General features: G+C 42.8%; 25 protein-coding genes. 7 read left to right on the top strand and 18 right to left on the bottom strand.

What is annotated here, in order from left to right:
* Entirely contained in the window at positions 1 to 960 is a 960-nt protein-coding gene (locus ACK8P8_RS08675) for a glycosyltransferase family 9 protein (protein ID WP_186978167.1), read from the bottom strand.
* Positions 961 to 1148: 188 nt separating this feature from the next.
* Between ACK8P8_RS08675 and ACK8P8_RS08670 the strand changes: the two genes are divergently transcribed.
* Positions 1149 to 2225 carry a CDP-glycerol glycerophosphotransferase family protein gene (locus tag ACK8P8_RS08670; protein ID WP_186978169.1) on the top strand — a complete coding sequence of 359 codons (1077 nt, stop codon included), beginning with the start codon at positions 1149 to 1151 and terminating at the stop codon, positions 2223 to 2225.
* Here ACK8P8_RS08670 and ACK8P8_RS08665 read toward each other — a convergent pair.
* The 5 genes from ACK8P8_RS08665 to ACK8P8_RS08645 form a co-directional block, all read right to left on the bottom strand.
* Positions 2215 to 3207, bottom strand: a complete 993-nt coding sequence (locus ACK8P8_RS08665; RefSeq protein ID WP_186978171.1) for an iron-containing alcohol dehydrogenase — start codon at positions 3205 to 3207, stop codon at positions 2215 to 2217. The genes ACK8P8_RS08670 and ACK8P8_RS08665 overlap by 11 nt on opposite strands.
* Positions 3207 to 3626: an FAD synthase family protein gene (locus ACK8P8_RS08660; protein ID WP_099294185.1), complete on the bottom strand. Its 420-nt coding sequence runs from the start codon at positions 3624 to 3626 to the stop codon at positions 3207 to 3209. Before ACK8P8_RS08660 ends, ACK8P8_RS08665 begins: the two co-directional genes overlap by 1 nt.
* Before the next feature lie 56 nt (positions 3627 to 3682).
* A complete protein-coding gene (locus ACK8P8_RS08655; RefSeq protein WP_186978173.1) occupies positions 3683 to 4738 on the bottom strand; it encodes a glycosyltransferase family 9 protein in 1056 nt (351 codons plus the stop codon).
* Positions 4729 to 5349, bottom strand: a complete 621-nt coding sequence (locus ACK8P8_RS08650; protein ID WP_186978175.1) for a DUF4254 domain-containing protein — start codon at positions 5347 to 5349, stop codon at positions 4729 to 4731. Before ACK8P8_RS08650 ends, ACK8P8_RS08655 begins: the two co-directional genes overlap by 10 nt.
* A gap of 83 nt (positions 5350 to 5432) precedes the next feature.
* Entirely contained in the window at positions 5433 to 6272 is an 840-nt protein-coding gene (locus ACK8P8_RS08645) for a glycosyltransferase family 2 protein (RefSeq protein ID WP_222621213.1), read from the bottom strand.
* Positions 6273 to 6500: 228 nt separating this feature from the next.
* On the opposite strand from ACK8P8_RS08645, the gene ACK8P8_RS08640 reads away from it, so the two are divergent.
* Genes ACK8P8_RS08640 through ACK8P8_RS08630 form a run of 3 tightly spaced genes read left to right on the top strand, consistent with a single transcriptional unit; the run spans position 6501 to position 9402 of the window.
* Complete coding sequence (locus ACK8P8_RS08640) at positions 6501 to 7556, top strand: pyridoxal phosphate-dependent aminotransferase (RefSeq protein ID WP_186978177.1); 1056 nt, start codon at positions 6501 to 6503, stop codon at positions 7554 to 7556.
* Positions 7557 to 7615: 59 nt separating this feature from the next.
* Complete coding sequence (locus ACK8P8_RS08635; RefSeq protein ID WP_186978179.1) at positions 7616 to 8350, top strand: phosphocholine cytidylyltransferase family protein; 735 nt, start codon at positions 7616 to 7618, stop codon at positions 8348 to 8350.
* The gene (locus ACK8P8_RS08630) at positions 8350 to 9402 is read left to right on the top strand and encodes a CDP-glycerol glycerophosphotransferase family protein (protein WP_099294191.1); all 1053 of its coding nucleotides are present in this window, start codon (positions 8350 to 8352) and stop codon (positions 9400 to 9402) included. Before ACK8P8_RS08635 ends, ACK8P8_RS08630 begins: the two co-directional genes overlap by 1 nt.
* A 130-nt stretch (positions 9403 to 9532) precedes the next feature.
* Here ACK8P8_RS08630 and ACK8P8_RS08625 read toward each other — a convergent pair whose 3' ends face one another.
* The 10 genes from ACK8P8_RS08625 to ACK8P8_RS08580 all read right to left on the bottom strand — a co-directional run bounded on the left by ACK8P8_RS08625 (position 9533) and on the right by ACK8P8_RS08580 (position 16920).
* Complete coding sequence (locus ACK8P8_RS08625) at positions 9533 to 10294, bottom strand: hypothetical protein (protein WP_227216735.1); 762 nt, start codon at positions 10292 to 10294, stop codon at positions 9533 to 9535.
* A complete protein-coding gene (locus tag ACK8P8_RS08620; RefSeq protein WP_186978184.1) occupies positions 10294 to 10782 on the bottom strand; it encodes a dihydrofolate reductase in 489 nt (162 codons plus the stop codon). The genes ACK8P8_RS08625 and ACK8P8_RS08620 overlap by 1 nt, the downstream gene beginning before the upstream one ends.
* Positions 10783 to 10876: 94 nt before the next feature.
* Positions 10877 to 11671 (bottom strand): thymidylate synthase, encoded by a 795-nt coding sequence (locus ACK8P8_RS08615; protein ID WP_186978186.1) that lies wholly within the window; start codon positions 11669 to 11671, stop codon positions 10877 to 10879.
* 97 nt (positions 11672 to 11768) lie between these two features.
* Positions 11769 to 12416: an O-methyltransferase gene (locus ACK8P8_RS08610; protein WP_186978188.1), complete on the bottom strand. Its 648-nt coding sequence runs from the start codon at positions 12414 to 12416 to the stop codon at positions 11769 to 11771.
* An 8-nt stretch (positions 12417 to 12424) separates the two neighbouring features.
* Positions 12425 to 13606, bottom strand: coding sequence for a M16 family metallopeptidase (locus ACK8P8_RS08605; RefSeq protein ID WP_369859021.1), 1182 nt, complete (start codon positions 13604 to 13606; stop codon positions 12425 to 12427).
* 37 nt (positions 13607 to 13643) lie between these two features.
* Positions 13644 to 14684, bottom strand: coding sequence for a DUF4097 family beta strand repeat-containing protein (locus ACK8P8_RS08600; RefSeq protein ID WP_186978192.1), 1041 nt, complete (start codon positions 14682 to 14684; stop codon positions 13644 to 13646).
* 10 nt (positions 14685 to 14694) lie between these two features.
* Positions 14695 to 15246 carry a DUF4924 family protein gene (locus ACK8P8_RS08595; RefSeq protein WP_186978194.1) on the bottom strand — a complete coding sequence of 184 codons (552 nt, stop codon included), beginning with the start codon at positions 15244 to 15246 and terminating at the stop codon, positions 14695 to 14697.
* 76 nt (positions 15247 to 15322) lie between these two features.
* Complete coding sequence (locus tag ACK8P8_RS08590) at positions 15323 to 15694, bottom strand: RNA-binding S4 domain-containing protein (RefSeq protein ID WP_303179734.1); 372 nt, start codon at positions 15692 to 15694, stop codon at positions 15323 to 15325.
* A 60-nt stretch (positions 15695 to 15754) separates the two neighbouring features.
* On the bottom strand, positions 15755 to 16330 hold the full coding sequence (gene pth / locus ACK8P8_RS08585; RefSeq protein WP_186978198.1) for an aminoacyl-tRNA hydrolase: 576 nt from the start codon (positions 16328 to 16330) through the stop codon (positions 15755 to 15757).
* A gap of 20 nt (positions 16331 to 16350) precedes the next feature.
* Positions 16351 to 16920, bottom strand: a complete 570-nt coding sequence (locus ACK8P8_RS08580; RefSeq protein WP_186978200.1) for a 50S ribosomal protein L25/general stress protein Ctc — start codon at positions 16918 to 16920, stop codon at positions 16351 to 16353.
* A gap of 350 nt (positions 16921 to 17270) precedes the next feature.
* On the opposite strand from ACK8P8_RS08580, the gene fdxA reads away from it, so the two are divergent.
* A complete protein-coding gene (gene fdxA / locus ACK8P8_RS08575; RefSeq protein ID WP_186978203.1) occupies positions 17271 to 17441 on the top strand; it encodes a 4Fe-4S ferredoxin in 171 nt (56 codons plus the stop codon).
* A gap of 309 nt (positions 17442 to 17750) precedes the next feature.
* Here the strand turns inward: fdxA and ACK8P8_RS08570 are convergent, their stop codons facing one another.
* Positions 17751 to 18284, bottom strand: a complete 534-nt coding sequence (locus tag ACK8P8_RS08570; protein WP_186978205.1) for a 5-formyltetrahydrofolate cyclo-ligase — start codon at positions 18282 to 18284, stop codon at positions 17751 to 17753.
* Positions 18285 to 18425: 141 nt separating this feature from the next.
* On the opposite strand from ACK8P8_RS08570, the gene ACK8P8_RS08565 reads away from it, so the two are divergent.
* On the top strand, positions 18426 to 20006 hold the full coding sequence (locus tag ACK8P8_RS08565; RefSeq protein ID WP_369859022.1) for an NAD+ synthase: 1581 nt from the start codon (positions 18426 to 18428) through the stop codon (positions 20004 to 20006).
* Positions 20007 to 20027: 21 nt separating this feature from the next.
* On the top strand, positions 20028 to 20747 hold the full coding sequence (locus ACK8P8_RS08560) for a Crp/Fnr family transcriptional regulator (RefSeq protein WP_186978209.1): 720 nt from the start codon (positions 20028 to 20030) through the stop codon (positions 20745 to 20747).
* Here the strand turns inward: ACK8P8_RS08560 and ACK8P8_RS08555 are convergent.
* Positions 20721 to 21182, bottom strand: coding sequence for a regulatory protein RecX (locus ACK8P8_RS08555; RefSeq protein WP_303179736.1), 462 nt, complete (start codon positions 21180 to 21182; stop codon positions 20721 to 20723). The two genes, ACK8P8_RS08560 and ACK8P8_RS08555, sit on opposite strands and share 27 nt — an antisense overlap.

The raw sequence follows: 21182 nt of genomic DNA, 5'->3' as shown, positions 1-21182 counted from the left end.
TTAATCTTTCTGCTTATCCAATATCAATCGCACATTTTGATAAACAATTTCCGGTGTAATATTTTGAATATAACAAGCTTCATCTATCATATTATTTTCAATCTTCAGAATTACACCTAAATTAGTCTTAGGAACAACCGTTGATGTCGGACTTGTCGATAATCCCATTAGTGCTATAAATTTTGTCCCTACGGCCGAAGCAATGTGCATCGCGGCAGAGTCTATTGTAATTAATAAATCCAAATTTGCAATAGTCGTAATTAACTCTCCAACAGAAGTTTTACCCGAAAAATCTAAAAGATTATCCATATTAGCATGGTGCGCATAAGACGATTGTACAATAGCATCATTTGAATCCCCGATAAGAATCATATTATAATCTTTAAGAAGATATAACAACGCCAGAGAGTGGTCCTCTGGATATCTTCTGTATCGTTTATTCGTTCCTCCCAAATACAATCCTACGACAGCCTTATCATTATCGAAATTAAAATTTCTTTCTTGTTTATAATATAATTTTAAAGGAGGTAAATACGTAAACTTATTGTTCAAAAAAGAATTAACAAGCATTGCATATCGATTAATATAGTGCACATTACGATTCAATGGACATCTAAAGTTTAACAACATCCCCCTACCTTCACTCTGATAACCGACAATTTGTTTCACGAATGCCAGTTTGAAAATCAATGCTGAAACAAAAGTGTTAGTAAATAGAATCCCCAAGTCATATTTATTTTTATATATAACGAGTACATTTTTAAAATAATGCTTTTTTCTCTTGTCGGAAACTATAAAACTGTCAATTCGAGGATCATTCTCGAAAAGTTCCTGCAGGAAAAAAGGTCCTAGTAAAGTAATCCGAGCTTGAGGAAAAGATTGTACAACCATTTCAATAGCTGGGATCGTGTTAATAGAATCACCTATAAAATTGGGCATCCTAATAATAATTCTCTTCATTATAATATCAATAAACGTTCGTTTAATGATATTTACATGCCTCATCGAGGAATAATTATTCTAACAATATAAGTCATTGATTATGTGAAGAAAAAAAATCTCATTATACATTTGTTTAAAGTAAAAAAATGATACATTTGCGTATTAATTAAACGAAGGTTTATTTAGTGTAAACAGTATCATAAAATATGAAAAACTACGTGATTGGCTTCTATCTCGAAAAATTATACTACTCTCCGCAATTTGAACCCGTTATCAGAGAACTTATCAAACGTGAAGTTCCCTATGTCGTGATTATTCCAAAGACGAGAGATCGTGATGAGATAAACCAAAGGGAAGAATCTATCAATTATTGCAAGCAAAATAACTTCACTTATATACTTGAAGAAGAAGATTGTTTCTGTAACACGCTCGTGTTCGGGAATACTCCTCACCATATACATACACAATTCGATAAATCCGCTTTTATTAATCATGGAGTATGGGGCGGTAAGACTATGAATATCGAACCGGGACTTAATGAAGTCGATGTACGTTTCCTTGATGGCAAATTCTTGGAAGAATACTTGATCGAACTCTACCCCGAGAAAAAATCAATCTTTTATGTTTCCGGTTATTCCAAACTGGACAACTATTTCAAGTTGACAGACGATGACCGGAAAAGATTTCTTCAAGAACGCCACTTGGATACCAACAAAAAAACAATACTTTACGCCCCGACATTCTATCCCTCTTCCGTATTGAAAATGGGAAAGAAATTCCCCGAGGACTTTGCCGAATACAACATTATTTTAAAACCGCATTCGCATCTTTTCCTGCGTAAAAAATACCGGAAAGATTTGCACTTGTTACAAACATGGGCAACCTCGCCCAACGTGTATCTGGCAAATTTCAACGAAACCAATATTCTTCCGTTTCTTCATGCCGCAGACTTATTGATTTCCGATATGTCAAGTGCGGTATTTGAATTTTCGGGGGTAGGCAAACCTGCTATTATCAATATGTTTCTACACTATCGCCCGATAGACAGATTATTCCCACACAAGGTGCGCAAACGACTGGATATCTCGAAATTCTACTTGTGGGAAGTCGGGGATACCCCGAAAAACTACAAGGAAATGGTACAATATGTCCGTGAAAACTTAGCAAATCCGGACAAAAATAAAACCAAGCGAGAAGAATTATCCCGTTATGTCGTCGGAGAAGTTGACGGAAAAGTTTCCGAAAGAATAGCGGACAAACTTTTAGAACTGGCTAAAATTTAGATAAAATCGTGTATCTGTCCCGGATAGTTTTTGCCCGGGCAATAATCCGAGCGATCTCATCACTCGAAAAGTGAAGGTCATGCTCCAATTCGTCTGTGATCTTCATTCGGTCAAAGAATAGCCGCAATTTCTCGAAGTCATCATCATCTTGGCGATAATCCCGTTCTAACAACAAATGCCCCCAAGCCACTTGCAACCCGTGTAAAGTCGTTCGCATCGGGTAAAGATCATCAATCGCATGACTGACCAGATGTTCCCCACCACTCGCCGGACGTGAACTATTCGCCAATACCATCGCCAATCCCGAAATCACCAGTCCATTCGCCAGATCCCCGATAAACCGATTCGTTCCGATATCGTCTATCGTGTAAGACATCACGGAATTACCACTGAGAGTTGCCAAAGTCAAAGCGAAATTATTAATATATTCGCCTTTTTCCGCATTCGCCAATCTCCAATCCTTCACGGCACTGGCATTAGACACCAAATCCCCCACCCCTGCCAATAACAATTTTCTAGGCGATCTCCTTATAATCTCAATATCCGCTATAATACCTAACGGAGCCTTTACCCCGAAACTTTGCTTTTTCCCGTTTTGAACAAGCCGAGCGATTGGTGAATAAATGGCATCGTTTGACAACGTGGAAGGTGCTGTAATATAACTTAGATTCAAGTCGTTCGAAATCATTTTCACGGCATCAATAACACTTCCGCCCCCGAAAGCAACCAAAAGTGCATCCTTATTTGTGATATTTCCCATCACCTTGCGGGCTTCTTCATAAGAACCGCCTTGAATAAGCATGATCTCATCAAACGATAATTGCTCTATCTGCTGTTTGTAAAGTTCTTTCAACTCCGGGGAGGTCACTAAAATTTTCTCCTTGAAAAAAATATGATTACGCTGCAATATCTCATCCATATGAATGAAAATATTCTCCCCGATCTCAAGAACTATGGGTACATTTATAATTTTAGAATACATTATTTCGTGCTTCTTATCTTTTCAACCAATTCCGACGTGCTTATTCCTTTCGTGTAAGGTAAATACACCATCTCCACATGATGCTCTTCCAGAAATTCCGGTGTCACCCGAATCTGTTTCAGATACCCCTCTCCATCCCAATCATCACCATGCACGATAACATTAATCCCGTATTTCTTGATATATTCTTTATTATCGTATTCCCGAATGATAAAAGCCTCGTCCACGTAACGACACGCTTTCACGACTTCCAGTCGATCATGCTCGGACAAAAAAGGCCTGCGTTTGTAAGAAGCAACCATATCATCTCCATTAATAGCCACGATCAAACGATCACCTAACGCCCTCGCGCGTCTTAGCAACTCGACATGACCGAAATGAAACAGGTCGAAAACCCCTATCACGTATACATTCTTCATATTATTCATTTTACTTACCACAATTACGGCACCAAAGATAATGAATAATACGGTATCTAAATATCCTTCATCATTTTTCTTAACATGGAATCCAACCGCCCCCACACCTGATCTTCGGTAAGACGATCGAATATCTCTTTATCCGAAAGCATACCCCTTTCCGATTCAGGCATAAAATCCAAAGGACTCACCCCTTGATAGCGTTCGTCACGGGAAGGCAGCCACTTTTGCATGTTCACCCAAGGCGGGTATATAGCCAGACCGGGAACTCCGCAAGCCTGCGCCATATGACGAGGACCGCCTTCATTCCCGAAAAAGAAATCAGATAACGAGATCATGGCTACCAACTTCCGCAATGTATCAGCTTCCACGTTCACGAAGATATGCTTGTCCTGTCCCATTTCATCAAATAAACTTAAAGCATCCGCTTTCTCTTCTTTCGAGTAATTAAAAATCAATTGAGCATCGTATTTCCAGACCAAACGGGACAACACTTCCTTCATCTTCCGGATATCCCACTTTTTATCCACCACGCGGGTAAAAGGGGTACATAATATAACCAAACGGGAAAAATCAATCCCTTGCTCGATCATGTATCTTTTAAATTCTTCCTTTTCTCCTTCCGTTACTTGCAAACGAAAATCCGCATCATACACCAAAGGTGCTTCTTTCTCCAGCGGCTTAACCAACAACAAATTACGGGATACTTCATCCAAACTTTCATCTTGATGATTCCTTATCCGGTAATTATGAAAGAAAAGATTATAATATTTCCGCGTACCGATACGATATTTTGTTCCCGGAGAGAGAATACTAAACCATAATGTTTTCAACGTGGAGCGAGTATCTACGATCACGTCATAATGTTCTTCGCGCATCAACCGGAAGACTTTCTTCACGTACGTGAAAAAATGATCGTTTTCCCGACTGGAAAACGTGATTACCCGGTCAACATCCGGGTGATCTTGAAATAAAGGTTCCAGATAATCATTCACGACATAATGGATCTCCGCCTCAGGAAAACTCTTCCTTATCGTGCTGCATATCACAACAGATAACACGGCATCGCCTATCCGCCGGAAGCGAATCACCAAAACTTTTCTTACACGCATCGTGAAATCTCTTTTCCATATAATACAGGATTCAATTCCGGATCGTTATACATTTTCATCTGCTTGTAAACTTTCATGTATTTTCTCCCGGCTTCAATATCCTCCAGTAACAGATCGATTGCAACAATCAAATCACGTTTCTGTTCCAATAATATATGCATTTTATTCTCACATCTACGCACGTGCCCTTGACTCACGTCTACCCGTTGCGTTTCCTGTTCCATGTGATATATCTTCAAACACAAAATAGATAAACGGTCTAAAGCCCAAGCCGGACTTTCCGTGTTTATCGTGGCATGAGGCAACAAGATCACATTTTCATACTTCTTCCAAAAATATTCATCCAGCAACTCCACCAAATCCGTACGTTTTTGATTCGACTCGTCAATTCGACGCTTGATTTGCAATGCAAATTCAGGCTCAATATCCGGATCGCGTATGATATCCTCCAAGTGCCATTGAATAGCATCAACCCAATTCTTTTGGAACAGATAATACTCTATAGATTCTAACTTGTATGGATTCTTGATGTCGGCATCCGTGCTATCAGCCACATGATAACACAAGGTTGCCCTCTCAAAAATTTGATAACTTAATTCTGCAAATACCATGTCCCGCTCTTTATGGTTTGTTACATTTACAAATATAGCAAAAAGTATTCCAATTTTGAACAATAAAACACACGATTAGATATTTAACAAATCGAATCTTCGGATTTTACTATTCCAAAATTTGTCCGGACATGTTTTAAACACACGGTATCCTTCCGAATCTTTTTATTTTTTCGCAAGGCACTCTCATTCACATAGCCCCGTGCATGATCCAGATGCAAGCAAATAGCCGAATAACGTATTTGCAATCCCCGGATTCCGGCATTTACCAATCTTTCCCCGAACTCCCGATCCTCTCCGCCATACTCCATTCTCTCGTCAAAACCATTCACCCGGATAATATCCTCCCGCCAGCCGGAAGCGTTGCCCCCGTTCCATGTAGCCTTCGTTGTTGTCAAGAAATTCAAGAGAAAGGCTTTAAAAGAAGAACGAGTCAATTTATTATTACGGAAAGAATTTCTCATCCCATGCTGTTTTAGCCAGCGGATATTAAAACAAGCCTGTGACTCGATATCCCGCAAATGTATCTCACGGGAAGTATCCATCGACAACCTGCGACACCCACCTGAAAGGAAGTACCCTTTCTTCCTGAATTTCATGTGCTTCTCGATAAAATCATTCCTCGGGATACAATCTCCATCAGTAAAAACCAAATAATCCGTACTCGCCGCCAAAATCGCTTTATTCAATATTTCACATTTTCGGAATCCTCTATCCTCATGCCACACGTGCTTTAGCGGGTAAGATAGCCGGGGAGTCAACCGTTCCAATACTTCCCGCGTAGCTTTACCGGATCCATCATCCGCGACAATCAACTCAAATTCTTTAAAACTTTGTATATTATATCCCCATAATACTTTTTCTAACCATTCCGGCTGATTATAAGTAGAAACAATAACAGAAACCTGCATTTTCAACACCATATTTTAGTTTAAAAAAATGATCGTTATTTAATTTTCCTCCAAGGCATACGACCACAATTCCATGATATTATGATAGTAACTGATTACTAGCACAAAAAAATAAAAATGGTTTGTAGGAGATACTCCAAAAATTAGTTACTTTTGGCTATCATTAAAGGATCGTTTATTGATATCTATTTATAAACAAACCGGACGAATAAAAAAGTCTAAGATATATTTATTGTATTGATGAAGAAAGAAATAACTTACCTCGACCGTAATGAATACAATTACGGACCGGCACCCGAAATCGGCGAAGTGCTGAAAAACTTTGATCCGAATAAATTATGCTTCTACACCCGCATTTACGACGAGGGTAAAAAAAGCATTCTATCCGATTACATCTCTGAATTGTACGGGATTCCGGAAAAACAAGTAATCCTAGGATACGGGGGTGAAGACATTCTGAAACAAGTGGTACACTGTTTCTTGGCTGGCGGTACGAAACAAAAAACGCTGCTTATTCCTAAGTTCTCGTGGTGGTACTACAAATCCATCGCCGACGAAGTAAACGGAAGAACCATTTTTTACCCGTTGTTCGAGGAAGGCAACACTTTCAAGTACGATATTCAAAGTATTCGCGAATCGGTAGAAAAAGAAAAGCCGGAAATGGTGCTTATGGCATCCCCCAATAACCCGACGGGCAACTCTTTGACAAAGGAAGAATTACATGAGATACTTTCTTTCATTCCCCGTGAAACGGTGATCGTGATTGACGAAGCTTACGCTTCTTTCGCGAACAAGGATACCAGCTATATCAAACCGTTGATTGAAGAATTCCCGAATCTTTTGATAATCCGCACGCTATCCAAATTTTACGGACTGCCGGGTTTACGTCTTGGATTCGCTTTCATGGGCGCAGACTTATCCGTGTTCTTGAACTATAGTACGAAATATCTCGGCTACAACCGAATCACGGAAGAAATTGGAGTTGCCGTGTTCAAGGCAAGTGACTACTATCAACATATAGCAGACTTGATGGCAGAAGACCGGGAATTATACATGAAAGAATTAAACGTGCTCGACGGCTTCAAAGTGTATAAATCAGAAGCCAACTTTATTCTTGTGAAATATCCTATTGCCATGAAAGCTAAACTTCAAGAAGCCTTAAAAGCAAAAGGATTGATTGTCAAATTCATGAACGAGGAAGACATCAATACCCATATGCGTATCACCTTGGGAACTCAAAAACAGAATCGCTTGGTCATAGATACGATCAAAGAAGTTATGCTAAATTCTAAATAATTCCATATACAGAACCACATGACAGACCGGTCATGTGGTTCTGTTTTTTAAAGAAACGTATGAAAGCTGTTATCCTCGCCGCGGGAATTGCTTCCCGATTACGCCCTCTCACGAACGACCGCCCGAAATGTTTGCTAAAAATCGGCAATCGCACCCTACTGCAAAGAGCTATCGACGGTCTGTTAGTCAACGGTATCGATGAAATTGTGATTGTCACGGGCTATTTAAAAGAGATGATCGAAAATTTCGTGCAAACGACCTATCCGAATCTCCCCGTGAGATTCATTTACAATGAAGTCTACGCGTCAACCAACAATATATACTCGTTATGGTTGGCAAAACCGGAAGTTCTGCAAGAAAAAGAAATCATCCTGCTGGACAGTGATATTCTGTACGACCCGCGTATGATCAAAACTTTACAGGACGCCCCGTATAATGACTGTCTGGCATTAGACAGCCATAAACTGGGCGAGGAAGAAATCAAAGTCATCGTGAACGAGAAGAATCAAATCACGGAGATCAGCAAAACCTGTTCCATCGAGAAAGCTATCGGCGAATCTATCGGTATCGAAAAAATATCGAACGCTTATCTTTCAGCTCTCTACACGGAATTGGAACAAATGATCGTAAACGAGGGACTGGATAATGTATTCTACGAACTTGCTTTCGAACGCCTGATCACGCGAGGACACTATTTTTATCCCGTGGACACGAGTAACTATTTCTCCATGGAACTCGACACCGTGGAAGATTTTCAAGACGCTATCAATCGAATACCTAAACATCTACAGTAATGCGCATCGTATTATTCTGTGAGCAAAAATACGCCATCAATATTCTGCAACCTATCGAGGCAGAGGCAAACAGAGAAGGGGGACACTCCATTTTGTGGTTTGTTCAAGAAAAAAACATCCCCGAATTTCCGTTAAAGGACGAAGTAAAATGGACAAACAGCATCCAAGAGATTTATGATTTCTCCCCCGAAGCTATCTTTGTCCCCTGCAATATCGTGCCTTATTACCTGCCGGGAGTGAAAATACAAATATTCCACGGTTACGCGACTGAAAAGAAAGACCATTGGGTCATACGCCGCTATTTCGACACGTATTTTACCCAAGGTCCCTTATTCACGAAAGGCTTCACCGCTCTTGCCAAGAAATACAAGGATTTCGAAGTCGTGGAAACAGGCTGGCCTCGTCAAGATTGGATTTACGAAAATCTTCATACTTTCGATGCCGAGAAAAAAGCGTTGCTGGAAAAACACGGTAAAAACAAACTCGTGCTGTATGCCCCGACTTTTTCACCGTCACTGACCTCGCTGCCTTTCATCAAAGAAGGGTTAGTAAAATTGGCAAAAGAGAAAGACGTGCTATTAATCTTGAAATTCCACCCCTTGACAAAAGCCGAGTGGATGCAGGAGTACAAAGAGCTTGCCGCGCAACACGACAATATGCTTTGGGTAGAAGATCACAATATCACGAAATACCAGATCATGTCCGACGTGATGATCAGCGATACCTCTTCCACCGTTTACGAGTTTCTACTACTGGATAAACCGGTTATCACCTACAAGACCATAGCGAAAGACATCTATTGGCTAGACATACAAAACCCGGAAGAACTCCCCGAGGCTTTGGAAAAAGTATTACACGACGAAGAATATATCGCCAAACGCAAATGGATCATTGAAAATTACGATCCCTATCTCGACGGCAAAGTCGGACATCGGATGCTTGAAGCCGCACGGGATTATATCGCTCGCCACGGGGTGCCAGCAAAACGGAAATTAAATCTTTGGCGAAAATACACGAGTATCAAGAAATTCGGGAAAATTAAGAGGGCATAAAACGCACTCTAGTCCATAAAGTCCGTAAAGTCTATAAAGTCAGAAGGTCAAAAATATACCCGGGAACAATCCAAATCATTTTTTTTCGACTTTAGGAACTGGAGGTTCGACCTTATGGACTTTACGGACCTTACAGACTAGAGGGTGCGTTAGAACGCACCTTATTTCTTTTCTCTTTCCGCTTACGCACCCGTTCATCATGAGCATGAGTCCATTCCTTGAGCAAACGAATCATCTCCTTGGAATCCGAATGAGTCAAACGGGCATATTCATCCGCGATAATCTCTATCATATCATCCGTAGCATTCAACCGATAGAAATTCTTTAACCCCACGAATGGAGATATATGCATGAATTTCACCCGATTCAAATCAACCAAGCTAAATTCCACACCATTACTCGTGCGCTTTATTAACGTGTTGCCCGGGGAATGATCCACGAAATAGACTGATTGTGAATGAAAATAATGTGTAAATCGGGTAAACTCTCTCAATATAAATTCCAGATCAGCCGGACGTTTCTCCCGCAAATCCCGAAACAAATAATCATAGTCCACCTGCAAAGAAATATAATAACTCCGGGTAACCCCCCACGCATTCCGTTTCACGATATACGCCACCGGTTCGGGCGTCCCGATACCTTTTTCCCGGAACAAATTGGCATATTCATAAGAACGTTGAGCCTTTCCTTTCCGGATATACGCGTAAGCAAATTGGTTGATTACATTCGGCACCTTGAATGATTTCACATTCACACGCACCCCTTCTACATCCAGTATTTTGATTACATTCCGGTTATCCTCGATCACCTCCCCCTCCACCTCGAATCGACGGGGAATATCAAGAATGGCTTTCTCCAGTGATTTGTATTTCGGGTTGATCCGGTAATCCATTACTTTATCCGCTCGTAATTAATAAAGGTGTAATCAAACTCGTTCTTCTCGTCCGCCTCGTGAGCTTCCCGGAATACTTCTTTCCATTGATTCGGATCCACAGAAGGAATTAACGTATCCCCCTCGCACTCCTGATGCACGACAGTAAGATACAATCGATCCGCCTTACCCCACAATTCCTTGTAAATAGTACCTCCTCCGGTCACGAAAACCTCATCTTCCCCCTTTGTCAATTCCAAAGCCTCCTCCACACTCCGAACGACCTCACAACCTTCCGCTTTATAATCCGGGTTCCGTGAAATCACGATATTTCTCCGGTTAGGCAATGCCTTCCCCACGGACTCGTAAGTCTTGCGTCCCATCAAAATCGTGTGTCCCGTTGTCAACGCTTTAAAACGTTTCAAATCAGCCGACAACCTCCACACCAACCCATTATCCCTACCGATAACATTATTCTCTGCCGCAGCTACTATAATTGATAAAACCATTCTAATTTTACATTTTAAATTTACGATTTTCTCCCACTAACCCATTTTTAACCGTAAATGATTTCATTTTCAATTTTCCACTTTCAATTTTCAATTAAACAGATATCGCCCCCTTTATATGCGGATGCGGATCATAGCCTTGCAACTCGAAATCCTCGTATTGAAAGTCAAAGATACTTTTCACCTCCGGGTTGATTACCATACGGGGCAAACGACGAGGTTCACGCGATAATTGCAATTTTACCTGTTCAATATGATTCAAATAAATATGAGTATCACCCAACGTATGCACGAACTCACCGGGCTTCAAACCGCAAACCTGTGCGATCATCATGGTCAGCAGGGCATAAGAAGCGATATTAAAAGGTACCCCCAAAAATGTATCCGCACTCCGTTGATAGAGTTGACAGGAAAGCTTACCGTCCGCCACAAAAAATTGAAACAAGGCATGACAAGGCGGCAATGCCATGTTCTCGATATCTCCAGCATTCCATGCACTAACGATCAGCCGCCGCGAATCAGGCGTATTCTTTATTCCTTCCACGACTTGCGTGATCTGATCCAAGAAAGTTCCGTCAGCTTTAGGCCATGAACGCCATTGATAACCGTAGATATGTCCCAAATCTCCGTTCTCGTCAGCCCATTCATTCCAAATCTTCACGCCATGTTCTTGCAAATACTTCACGTTCGTGTCGCCTTGCAGGAACCACAGCAATTCGTATATAATAGATTTCAAGTGTAATTTCTTCGTGGTCAACAAGGGGAAACCCTCTTCCAAGTTGAAACGCATCTGGTGTCCGAACACGTTGATAGTCCCCGTACCCGTGCGGTCTTCTTTTACAGTCCCCTCTTTCAAAATTCTATCCAACAAATCTAAGTACTGCTTCATAATAATTGAAAATTGAAAATTGAAAATTGAAAATGCACATTCCAACTTTCAATCGGATGATTGAACAAAGATAGCTTTTAATTTTAGATTTTAGATTTCAGATTTCAGATTTTCTTATCACCATCAACCCATGCCGAATAGGAAGTAATAGATTTTCCACCCGGGGGTCAGCTTGTATCATATCGTTAAAATCCAGAATACCTTTCGTTTGGGCATCCGGTTTCACATTAGGATCGGCGACTTTACCATCCCACAACACGTCATCAGCAATGATTAACCCTCCCACCCGGACTTTATCAAATACCAGACGATAATATTCCGAGTATTCCCTTTTATCCGCGTCAATAAACACCAAATCAAAAGTTTCATTCAGACGGGGAATAATCTCGCAAGCATCTCCCACGTGAAAAACGACACGTTCCTGCAAGCCGCTTTTCTCGATAAACCCTCGTGTGAAATCCTCCAATTCGTCATTCACGTCAATCGTATGCACCACGCCCCCTTCCGCCAAACCGTATGCCATAGAAATCGCCGCATACCCCGTGTAAGTCCCGATCTCCAACACCCTCCGGGCACCGAGCATCTTGCACATCATCTTCAGAAATTGCCCTTGCAGGTTTCCCGACAACATTCTCGGGCGCAACACTTGCAGATGAGTCGCACGGGACAACTCAGCCAACACGTCGCTCTCCGGTTCGCTGTGTGCCAAAATATATTGCTCCAATTCTGCGTTCAGTTCCAACATACAACCTCCTATTTATATAATAAAATCGATTGCTTTTCTATATCAAATATGTCTTTCGCCACTTGCAACAATACTTCCGACGTAATCTCATCCACTTGGGTGTAAATATCTTCCAGACTGTCCACCTTATCATAGATCAGAAAACTCTTTCCGATAGACAACATCAGATTCTCGTAATTCTCGGAAGAAATAGCCAACTGCCCAACCATTTGCGCCTTCGCGCGCTTCAATTGCACGGGTCCCAACCTCTCCTCGTACAAAGAGCGCATCTCCTTCTTGCACAAACTCAGGCACCATTCCGCGTGCTCCGGGTCGCACCCGAAATAGATCATAGCGATCCCCGTGTCCGAGTAAGGCGTATAGGAAGCCTCGATATTATAGGCAAGCCCGTGGCGTTCCCGTATATTCAAATTAAGACGAGTGTTCATTCCCGCCCCACCCAACAGATTGATCAGTAAAGACAATGCCAACCGATTATCCTGCGTGTAATCATAAGCGATATTCCCGATAATACAATGACACTGGTGCGTATCCTTGTCCAACTCCACGAACCGGGGAGTATAAATTTCAGGCTTTACCCGTGTCTGCAAGGAAGGACCGCTCTCGTAACCGGCAAAATACTTCTCCACCAAACGCACCAACTTGTCAAAGGCAATATCTCCCACCGAACTGATCACCATGCGATTCGGGAAATAATTCCGTCGCACGAAATCAAGTACCATTTCACGGGATATTTGTTCCACGGAAGCCTCGTCACCCAAGATATTCCGCCCGATCGGGTAACCGGAATAAACCAGCTCCTCGAAATCATCGAAAATCAATTCCCCGGGATTATCCTTGTACGAGTTAATCTCATCCAGCACGACATCTTTCTCCTTCTCGATCTCCTTCTCCGGAAAAACGGAATGAAACACGATATCCGCAAACAACTCCAACGCCCGCTCGTAATCTTTCGCCATAAACGTGGCATACACGCAGGTATCCTCTTTGGTCGTGTACGCGTTCAACTCGCCCCCCACGTCTTCCAGACGGCTCAATATATGATAGGCTTTTCGCTTCTCTGTTCCCTTGAAAATAACGTGCTCGATAAAATGAGCCATCCCGAACTCCCCCGCCTGTTCATCCCGGCTTCCCACGTTAATAATCAGCCCGCAATAGGCGGCTTTATTCGGAACATAATTATGGATCAAGCGCAATCCATTTGGAAATATATGTGTTTGATACATTTTACTGAATAAAAAGACTTCCCCCCGACATATTCAAATTCACTCTTCCCGAAAACTTCTTATCGCCGACAAAACCTGTTTCCAAAACAGCATTTTTATTCGTCGTCGGTTTGGTTTCCAAAACAACACCTTGCGGTAACTCAACTTTCAAATTCTTATTCCTGTTGATTTCAAGCGCATACCCGCACCCCTCCATGAAAGTCAAACCCACCTTTGTTGAAGAACTCTTTACCTCTACCGAAGAGAATGAAAGATTGATATTCCTCACGTTCAATTCTCCCCAACGCGTATCCATCCATAGGCTACCGCCGATATCCTGCACCTCGTATTTCGTGTAAAAAGAATTCCCGCTCAAATTCTCGATCATCCCCAAGTAACAAGTACCCCCGGAAGTCTTCAGCGTGAGATTATTCGCTTCCATCAACTGCAACCCCGTGGAATTACAATCCAATTTCATATCCGTACCCTCACCAATCTTTACCTTACAGGATTTGAATTCACCATTAAACACGGCTACTTTCTCCACTTCAAATTCCCCCTTGGATTGCTTCACAGAAAACTCGCCACCCAACACCGTGTTTGCCTTAAAATTTCCCGACACGATCTCTACACTCAAATCTCCCGTGAAATCGCTCATAGAGATGCCGCCATCCGTACTTAATAAACGCACCTTCTTTCCTTTCGGAACTTTAATATGATAATCCACGCTAACCGTAACGCCGGAGAACGTCTGTTTCAAACTCATATCCTTTTTAAACACGGTTTCCACGTTCAATGCCGCTCCCCGTTCCTTGGCTGTTATCGCGATATACTCAAGTATTTCATCCACCTTGGCTTTATTCTTTGCCTCCACCCACACGCTCGCGGTAATAGCAAACTCCTCTCCTTCCTGACGTATATCGATATTCCCGTAACGATTGGACACGATCAATTCATTAAAGGAAGCCGCCGGAAAACTCTGTTTAAATTCCTTGGTTCCCTCTTCTGCCCGTGCGTTCAGGACAAACAAAACAGCTATCGTGATAAATAATATTCTCTTCATTCTATTGTGATTAATCAAACATCTTTTCTTCATTCTCTTCTATCGCCTTGTATTTCGCCGCCAGATAAGCAATCATCCGGCTAAACGATTCCATAGCCATGGCCGTCTGCGAATTTATCTCTTTTTTTTGTAAACGCAACATCAAATGTCCATAAAGAGCATGAAGTGCCAATTCCACGTCGGACACCTCTTCCGGTAAGTTAGTTTTCCGGCGGTAATCCAACAAATTGTTCGCGGTCATCATGAACAATTGCTTGTATTTCATATCTTGCGATTCATGCAACAGGTAGTAATGCAACTCCGTCAATTCATTCACCATATTCTTGACTACTTGTAGATGCCCTCCTTTTACCACCTCTTCCCTCTTCATCATCTCAATCAAGTTATCATACCACTCCCTGATCTCCTTCCGGGTGTCCTCATCTACTTGAAACTGGCTGACCACATTCCGTTCCACTTGCCGAATATCCATCTGCATCGCTCTCAGCATATCCTCCAACTGCCACATATACAAAATATATTCAGCCACATTACTCTTTCTTTTTTCCCGCGCAACTAACATACTAATTTTGGATTTTAGATTTTAGATTTTAGATTGCATATCTCACAAACGCAATTTAAAATTTAAAATCTACAATTTAAAGTTCTTTAAGTTTATCAATCAACCTGCGATCCCGTTTTGTCGGGCGTCCCGTTCCTCTATCACGAGCCTCGAATTGCATGTGAGTACCTCGCAGGATATCCAACCTTTCCTGTGGAGTGGTTTCTTCCACGAAATCGACTGCCAATTGTGCAGACATCCGTTTATCCGTTACTTGCTTCACCAGATATTCCCTTTCAATCGGGGGGACCCGCACCTTTACCGTGTCCCCGACTTTCACTTCACGAGAAGCCTTCACGTGCGCATCCCCGATAGACACGTGTCCCTTTCCACAAGCCTCGGCAGCCAATGAACGGGTCTTGAAAATCCGGACTGCCCATAACCATTTATCTATTCTAACCTTCTCCACTGTCTATATCTTTAAATTACAATACTCAAGTTGTAAACTTACGATTTAAAATCGTAAATCTTAAATCTCAAATCGTAAATTATTAAACAGACTCATCGTTTTATCCACCCCGATAAAAACAAAATTTTCAATCACCTCGCCACAATGTTTTAACATGGCAGGCAATCGCTCTTCCTCTCCATCGCTCCATTCCCCCAACACGTAATCCACCTGTCTTCCCTTGGGAAAATTGTCACCGATGCCAAACCGCAAACGGGTATACGCCTGTGTTCCCAACAATTGGTTGATACTCTTCAACCCGTTATGCCCCCCGTCACTACCTTTACTTCTCAGGCGTATTGTTCCGAAAGGCAAGGCCAAATCATCAACAACTACAAAAAGATTCGATAAATCAATCTTCTCCTTCTGCATCCAGTAACTCACGGCTTTCCCGCTAAGGTTCATGTACGTATTCGGCTTCAACAGTATCAGAGTCCGCCCCTTCAACTTCACCGTGGCTACTGCCCCGTAACGCATATCTTCAAAAACAGCATTGGACGCCTTAGCAAAGGCGTCCAACACTCTAAATCCGATGTTATGTCGTGTATTCTGGTATTCGGGACCAATGTTCCCTAATCCCACAATAAGATATTTCATCTTTCTACTTTTTCAAACGACTATTGAGCGCTTTGTGCAGCCCTTGCAGCTCTTGTCAATTTCACTTGAGCAACAACAACACTCTTCGCGTTCACGATATCAATACCTTCGATATGGATATCCTGTACCTTGATAGCTTTACCGACACCCAATGAAGTAACGTCAAGCGTAATTTCATCCGGCACAGCTTTCGGAAGAGCCTTCACTTTCAACTTACGGGTAATCAATGCCAATTTACCTCCGGCTTGAACTCCGGCAGCATGTCCCGTCGTCTTAACAGGCACTTCAATTACCACCGGTTTATCCTCAAACGTCTGGTAAAAATCAATGTGTAATACTTTATCAGATACCGGGTGGAATTGAATATCTCTCATCACAGCATCATAAGACTTACCGTCAAGAACGAGATTCACCAAATACACGTTAGGAGTATAGAGAAGTTTCTTTAAATCCCGCTCTTTTACAGCGAAATGAACGTTAGACTCACCACCGTAAAGAACACACGGAACTTTTTCTTCGTTTCTTACTGCTTTAGTAGCTTTCTTACCTACGTCGCTTCTTACTTCTCCTTTTAATTCAAATACTTGCATATTACTAAAATTGTTGTGCTACTCAAACACGGATTGTTGCCCCGGGGTTCTAAGCCATATCCGCGTTCCCATTACACGTTTAAAATTCCCCCGTACTCTAAAATGCGCCGCAAAGGTATAAAATATTTCTCGAAACCACAACTCAAATCAGGGCAAAAGCGTTGAAGCGCTTTTGCCCTCGCCCCCCCCTATGACCTTATGAACTTTACTGACCTTATAGACCTTATGGACTATTCCATTTTACAATGGGTATAAATAAGGGGAAATAACCCTTTTTATCCTGAAAAAAATTTTTTGTTTCAATTATAGATTATATTTTTGCGGCATTATTAACAAAAAAAATTTTAGAAATGGCTTACGTAATAACTGATGATTGTATTTCTTGTGGAGCATGTGAACCAGAATGCCCGGTAGGAGCAATCTCTATGGGTGATGACCACTACCAAATCAATGCTGATGAATGTATCTCATGCGGGGCTTGCGCTGGCGTTTGTCCTGTAGGAGCTCCGAAAGAAGCTTAATCATCATAAAAAAGGAAAATCAATGGCTGCGTCAAAATTGATGCAGCCATTTTTGTATCATAGCCTAAAGAGAACCCACCGTAATCCTACCCAAGAAATACCGTAATCCTACCCTATCTCCGGTCTTGCCCCGTTCTTCCCCCGGCGTTCCTATTATCTCCAATATAGAAACACCGGAATTAATACAAAGCAACATCGGCAACATGTACTTATTACCCTAGTTCTTGGGTAGGATTACAGTGGGTTCTCTATAAGATTACACGACATCTATCGACAACCTATCGTATTAGGTTTACCTCCTCTTGCCCTTTACCCGTGTACAACCAAATCCATGCGCACGTCCAACTCATCGACAGGCACTTCCTCCACGAACTGGAAATCGAAACAAATACCGACCTTCTTTGCCGCGCGAGTTTCTTTCAATATCTTGTCATAGTATCCCCGTCCCCGCCCCAAGCGGTTTCCTTGCCGGTCAAAAGCGACACCCGGCACGACAATCATATCAATGGAATCGTAATCCGTGTACAATTCTCCCACGGGTTCCAGTATCCCGAAGGACTCTCCCGCTTTCAAAGATTCCATACCCTCGAACACCCGCAATTCAAGAACATCCCCTTTCACGCAAGGAAGCAAAATTCTCTTCTCGCCCGCCCACTTGACCACGTAATCATGAGTAAACACCTCGTCATCCATCGACCAATACGCCAAAAGGGTATGCGCCTCCTTAAAAAAAACATTTTGTTCCAGTTCATTCCAAATCGGACGGGACATCTCGACCTTCTGTTCCGGGGAATATTGATTTTTTAAAACCTTTATCTGCTTACGCAACTCTTTTTTATCCATTATCAACAAACTTCATGAATAACTTATTTATTATCTTGTGCAAAATTCGTACTTTTGCGACAAATAACAAAGTGAGCTGCCAAAGAGTTATCATTTTAATTTATCAACCATCCCCACGAGGGATATAACGTGCAGGATACAATGAAAATAGCAATACCTCAAATAAACTATCATATCGGCGACATCTCCAAAAACAGGGACCTTATCATTGCCGCCATACAAAAAGCGAAATCAAAAAAAGCAGACCTGGTCGTGTTTCCCGAACACGCGATATGCGGTGCATACCCGCAAGACCTGTTCGAGAAAGAATATTTCGTGAATGAATGTCGCATCAGTATCGAAAAAATTGCCGGACAATGTACAAATATCGCCGCTCTAGTGGGTTGCCCCAATCTCGACTTGGAAGACGGGGTACTTTACAACGCCATGTTCTTCATGTATGACCGTGAAGTACGGGGCGGTGTCAACAAAACCGTGCTAAGCGACTACGATATTTTTGACGAGAGCCGCTATTTTATCGCGGACGAATCGAATTCTCCCTTGCGGTACATGAATCAAAACATCCGTGTCCTTTTCGACGAATACGAATCAAACGTCATCGAAAAGACCGACACGCTAATCCTTCACGTGGGCCCCACACCGTTCACCACAGAAAGCTATGCCTATCGCAAAGAAGTATTCTCTTCCATCGCCCGGGAGCACAAATGCCCCGTGATAGCGTTAAATCACACGGGAGCCAACAGCTCTATCATATTCGACGGGAACACTCTCGTTTTCAACAAAAAAGGCGTACTTGTAACCAAAGGAGCCGCCTTTGATGAAGATTTCATACTCATCGATACCAACGCTTTGGAAAACCTCGCCCCGGTAAAAGAGGCTGCACGGGATTCTATCGCACTGATTCATGACGCTCTCGTGTCGGGCATCAAGGATTTCTTCCGTAAAAACGGGTTCAGCAAAGCCGTTTTAGGTCTTTCCGGCGGAATTGATTCCGCTCTCGTTGCCGCGTTAGCAGTCGAGGCTCTCGGGAAAGAAAACGTGTTAGGCATACTGATGCCTTCCCGCTTCTCAACCGACCATTCCGTGAAGGATGCCGTCGATTTGGCAAGGAATCTGGGAATAGCACATGAAACTCTCGCGATAAAAGAGATATACGACGCATTCCTTTCCACCTTGCAACCCGTCTTTAAAGACGCACCGTTCAACGTGGCGGAAGAAAACCTGCAAGCCCGTATCCGGGGAACACTCGTGATGGCAATCTCCAATAAATTCGGGCATATTTTGCTCAACACCTCGAACAAAAGCGAGGCTGCTGTTGGCTACGGCACCTTGTACGGGGATATGTGCGGTTCTCTTTCCGTGTTAGGCGACGTGTATAAAACCGAAGTGTACAAACTGTCCCGATATATCAACCGGGAACGGGAACTCATACCCGAAAACACCATCACAAAAGCCCCCTCGGCAGAACTCCATCCCGATCAAAAAGATCAAGACTCGCTCCCCGAATATGATATTCTGGACGCGATTCTAAAATTATACATCGAAGACAATCAATCCAAGCAAGATATCATCAAACAAGGATTCGCCCCCGCGCTCGTGGAGAAGACTCTCGCACTGGTAAATCGCAACGAATACAAGCGGGCACAGTGTCCCCCGATCCTCAAAGTAAGCAAGAAATCCTTCGGAAGCGGGCGTCGGATGCCACTCACAGCTAAATTGTAAACGACAGACAAAGAACAAGCCATGAGAACGATTAAAGACAAAGAATTACATAAAAAATATTGCAACATTTGCATTGACAGTCCCAACTCTCTTTTTGCCAATCTTGACGAAAGCAGTAAAAGTATCATTCGCCAGACCACCATTTGCAAAATGTATCGGAAAGGCGATCTGATATACGAGGAAGGCAATAAACCTTTCGGGTTGCTTTGTCTTATCACCGGAAAAGCCAAGATCATGAAAAAAGGAATCGCCGGCAGGGAACAAATCGTTCGCATGGCAAAGCCCGTGGGTTTCATCGGCTATCGGGCTTTCTTCGCCGAGGAAAACCATATTGCCTCGGCTGAAGCCCTTGAAGATTCTATCGTCTGTATCATGAAAACCGAACTGGTATTCGGTATCGTGCGCAGCAACTCGGATGTTGCCATGAACGTTATCCGGGCACTTGCCACGGACTTGGGATTCTCCAACCGTCGCACGGTAACCCTCACCCAAAAGCACATCCGCGGGCGTTTGGCAGAAGCCCTACTCGTGCTGAAAGATACCTACGGGTTCGAGGATGACAACAGCACGTTAAAAATCTGCCTCTCGCGGGAAGATATCGCCAACTTGTCGAACATGACCACCTCCAATGCCATCCGCACGCTATCCAACTTTGCCTCGGAAGGTATCGTGGAACTCTCCGGCAAGCAAATCAAGATCACGGACATGGACGCCCTAGAGAAAGTGAGCGAGATGGGATAAACACCGGTTAACCGTTTCGTACTCGAAGCCCCGGCTCAGGGCAAAACGAATGAGTTTAGCTTTTCGCTTATAAGGCTCCTCGTCCTTTATACTCTTGTTCTTCTGACGCAATAACTCCATACAGGTGGCATCCGTATCTTCCTCCGGTAACGCGGCAAGCGCTTGCCCAATAACACTATCTGCAACTTGTTTCCGGCGCAGCATTTGCGCGATCTTCAGTTTTCCCCAGCGATTAAAACGGAACTTATCCCGGGCATAGGCCTCGGCAAAACGGGTATCATCCAAAAATCTATTCTTCACCAGAAATGCCATAATCTCCGCGATATCTTTCTCCGGCAACTCCCAACGCCGCAATTTAGCCAACACGTCAGCACTGCAATATTCTTTCTTACTGCATTGCCCCGCCACTATATTTAAAGCCTTCTTCGCGTCCAC

Origin of the sequence: Butyricimonas muris, from assembly GCF_046365375.1 — a bacterium.
Lineage (GTDB): Bacteria > Bacteroidota > Bacteroidia > Bacteroidales > Marinifilaceae > Butyricimonas > Butyricimonas muris.
This window is presented reverse-complemented; position numbering and strand designations above follow the sequence as displayed.

What these genes read in the sequence shown, in the direction of transcription:
- ACK8P8_RS08675 (WP_186978167.1), bottom strand. Translation starts at nt 960, where the DNA reads ATGAAGAGAATTATTATTAGGATGCCCAATTTTATAGGTGATTCTATT.
- ACK8P8_RS08670 (WP_186978169.1), top strand. Translation starts at nt 1,149, where the DNA reads ATGAAAAACTACGTGATTGGCTTCTATCTCGAAAAATTATACTACTCT.
- ACK8P8_RS08665 (WP_186978171.1), bottom strand. Translation starts at nt 3,207, where the DNA reads ATGTATTCTAAAATTATAAATGTACCCATAGTTCTTGAGATCGGGGAG.
- ACK8P8_RS08660 (WP_099294185.1), bottom strand. Translation starts at nt 3,626, where the DNA reads ATGAAGAATGTATACGTGATAGGGGTTTTCGACCTGTTTCATTTCGGT.
- ACK8P8_RS08655 (WP_186978173.1), bottom strand. Translation starts at nt 4,738, where the DNA reads ATGCGTGTAAGAAAAGTTTTGGTGATTCGCTTCCGGCGGATAGGCGAT.
- ACK8P8_RS08650 (WP_186978175.1), bottom strand. Translation starts at nt 5,349, where the DNA reads ATGGTATTTGCAGAATTAAGTTATCAAATTTTTGAGAGGGCAACCTTG.
- ACK8P8_RS08645 (WP_222621213.1), bottom strand. Translation starts at nt 6,272, where the DNA reads ATGGTGTTGAAAATGCAGGTTTCTGTTATTGTTTCTACTTATAATCAG.
- ACK8P8_RS08640 (WP_186978177.1), top strand. Translation starts at nt 6,501, where the DNA reads ATGAAGAAAGAAATAACTTACCTCGACCGTAATGAATACAATTACGGA.
- ACK8P8_RS08635 (WP_186978179.1), top strand. Translation starts at nt 7,616, where the DNA reads ATGAAAGCTGTTATCCTCGCCGCGGGAATTGCTTCCCGATTACGCCCT.
- ACK8P8_RS08630 (WP_099294191.1), top strand. Translation starts at nt 8,350, where the DNA reads ATGCGCATCGTATTATTCTGTGAGCAAAAATACGCCATCAATATTCTG.
- ACK8P8_RS08625 (WP_227216735.1), bottom strand. Translation starts at nt 10,294, where the DNA reads ATGGATTACCGGATCAACCCGAAATACAAATCACTGGAGAAAGCCATT.
- ACK8P8_RS08620 (WP_186978184.1), bottom strand. Translation starts at nt 10,782, where the DNA reads ATGGTTTTATCAATTATAGTAGCTGCGGCAGAGAATAATGTTATCGGT.
- ACK8P8_RS08615 (WP_186978186.1), bottom strand. Translation starts at nt 11,671, where the DNA reads ATGAAGCAGTACTTAGATTTGTTGGATAGAATTTTGAAAGAGGGGACT.
- ACK8P8_RS08610 (WP_186978188.1), bottom strand. Translation starts at nt 12,416, where the DNA reads ATGTTGGAACTGAACGCAGAATTGGAGCAATATATTTTGGCACACAGC.
- ACK8P8_RS08600 (WP_186978192.1), bottom strand. Translation starts at nt 14,684, where the DNA reads ATGAAGAGAATATTATTTATCACGATAGCTGTTTTGTTTGTCCTGAAC.
- ACK8P8_RS08595 (WP_186978194.1), bottom strand. Translation starts at nt 15,246, where the DNA reads ATGTTAGTTGCGCGGGAAAAAAGAAAGAGTAATGTGGCTGAATATATT.
- pth (WP_186978198.1), bottom strand. Translation starts at nt 16,330, where the DNA reads ATGAAATATCTTATTGTGGGATTAGGGAACATTGGTCCCGAATACCAG.
- ACK8P8_RS08580 (WP_186978200.1), bottom strand. Translation starts at nt 16,920, where the DNA reads ATGCAAGTATTTGAATTAAAAGGAGAAGTAAGAAGCGACGTAGGTAAG.
- fdxA (WP_186978203.1), top strand. Translation starts at nt 17,271, where the DNA reads ATGGCTTACGTAATAACTGATGATTGTATTTCTTGTGGAGCATGTGAA.
- ACK8P8_RS08570 (WP_186978205.1), bottom strand. Translation starts at nt 18,284, where the DNA reads ATGGATAAAAAAGAGTTGCGTAAGCAGATAAAGGTTTTAAAAAATCAA.
- ACK8P8_RS08565 (WP_369859022.1), top strand. Translation starts at nt 18,426, where the DNA reads ATGAAAATAGCAATACCTCAAATAAACTATCATATCGGCGACATCTCC.
- ACK8P8_RS08560 (WP_186978209.1), top strand. Translation starts at nt 20,028, where the DNA reads ATGAGAACGATTAAAGACAAAGAATTACATAAAAAATATTGCAACATT.